The organism is Mycobacterium sp. E796 (genome assembly GCF_001672815.1).
Lineage (GTDB): Bacteria > Actinomycetota > Actinomycetes > Mycobacteriales > Mycobacteriaceae > Mycobacterium.
The window spans coordinates 1-1,671 of sequence record NZ_LZKK01000331.1; the positions used below are offsets into that span (position 1 = coordinate 1).

At 69.4% G+C, this 1,671-nt stretch carries 3 protein-coding genes and 1 pseudogene; 3 read left to right on the forward strand and 1 reads right to left on the reverse strand.

What is annotated here, in order from left to right:
• Positions 1-169, reverse strand: a pseudogene (locus tag A5706_RS34595) (DNA polymerase IV); the annotation flags it as partial.
• A 49-nt stretch (positions 170-218) separates the two neighbouring features.
• Between A5706_RS34595 and A5706_RS26955 the strand changes: the two are divergent.
• The 3 genes from A5706_RS26955 to A5706_RS33265 form a co-directional block, all read left to right on the forward strand.
• On the forward strand, positions 219-788 hold the full coding sequence (locus A5706_RS26955) for a class I SAM-dependent methyltransferase (RefSeq protein WP_068137982.1): 570 nt from the start codon (positions 219-221) through the stop codon (positions 786-788).
• Positions 788-1,270 carry a hypothetical protein gene (locus tag A5706_RS26960; protein WP_068137984.1) on the forward strand — a complete coding sequence of 161 codons (483 nt, stop codon included), beginning with the start codon at positions 788-790 and terminating at the stop codon, positions 1,268-1,270. Before A5706_RS26955 ends, A5706_RS26960 begins: the two co-directional genes overlap by 1 nt.
• An 88-nt stretch (positions 1,271-1,358) precedes the next feature.
• Positions 1,359-1,671: hypothetical protein (locus A5706_RS33265; RefSeq protein ID WP_197518000.1), on the forward strand; the 313-nt coding region annotated here is incomplete at its 3' end.

Consider the following 1,671-nt stretch of genomic DNA (forward strand, 5'->3'; position numbering starts at 1 on the left):
GCAGCCGCGGCACCATCACCGCGCCGGCGGCGGCCATGTCGTGGCCCGGACCGTAACTTGCGCCGACCCGCCCGCCCAGGCCGCCGACCAGCACCGGCCGCCCCCGCAGGGTCGGTCGGGTCAGTTGTTCGACGGAGGCGAAAAACGCGTCCATGTCCAGGTGCAGCACCCACCGGGACTCCACAACTGCAAATGCTATTGGGATAACGTCTTTGGGTATGGCAATGAACCTCGCGCACCGACGGATTTGCAGCTCGGACCGCTGGGCGAAGCAGGTGGAAGACGACCTGCTGCCGTGGGCGCTGGCCGGTGTGGAGTTGGGCGACAACACGCTCGAGATCGGGCCCGGTTACGGCGCGATCCTGCGGGTGCTGGTCGACAAGACGCCGAAACTGACCTCGGTGGAGATCGACACCCCGATGGCGCAGCGACTGCAGCGGCTCTACGGCGATCGGGCCCGCATCATCAACGCCGACGGCACGGATACCGGGTTGCCGGACAACGAGTTCAGCTCGGTGGTGTCGTTCACGATGCTGCATCACGTCCCGACCGCGGAGCTGCAGGACCGGCTGTTCGCCGAGGCGTTCCGGGTGCTCCGGCCCGGTGGCGTCTTCGCCGGCAGTGACAGTGTGACGTCGCTGCGGTTCCGCCTCCTGCACTTCCGCGACACGTGCAACACGGTCTCTCCGGAAACCTTGCCGGATCGCTTGCGGGCGGCGGGTTTTCGCGATGTGGAGGTCGAGGTCCGCGGCGGCAGGCAGCGTTGGCGGGCGGTCAAGGGCGCCTGATGGTTGACCCGCCGCCATCACGATGGGCGCGGCTACGCCGCCAATGGGCCGAGCGGCTGGAACCGGGTGAGCAGGCCACCGTGCTGGCCTGGGCGTCGTTCACCCTCACGTTCGCCGGACTGCGCGGGCTGACCCACTGGATCCGTGCCGGCCACGGGCCGTCGGGTGGTGGTATAAACCTGGGCGGCAAGCACTTTCACCACTACAACATCGGTATCGCGATGCTGGCGACGGTGGCCGGCGTGGGTCTGCGCGGAACCGAAAGGCAGCGGCGACACCCCGCCGCCGCGGTCGCATTCGGTGCGGGGAACGCGATGATCGTCGACGAGCTGGCCCTGTTGCTGGACCTCAAGGATGTCTACTGGGCGCGGGAGGGCCGCGAGAGCGTCGACGTCGCGGTCGGGGTCATCGCCACCGGCGCGACCGTCGTGGCCGGCATGCCGTTCTGGCCGCACGCCCACCGCGCGCTGCGAGCCCGCTAGCGATTCACGGCAAGCGAAAGGGCGAGACCGGCTCACTTCCGGCCTCGCCCTGCGCCCACCGTCACTTCTTGCCCGGGATCACCTGCGGGTGGAGCGGCTGTTGCTGGACCGGCTGCGGGTGGACCGGCTGCTGCTGAATCGGCTGCGGGTGAATCGGTTGCTGCTGGATCGGATGCTGCTGGCAGGCCAGGCACTCGATCGGTCCGTGACCACCGCCCTGCTGCTGTCCGCCACCTTGCTGCTGACCACCGCCCTGCTGCTGACCGCCGCCCTGCTGCTGACCGCCGCCACTCGGGTGATCGCCATCATGGTCCGACGGCACGGGAACGGGTATGGGCACGGGCACCACCACCGGCGGGATGTTCACCGTCACGTTCGGCGGGGGCGGCGGGGTGCCGGGG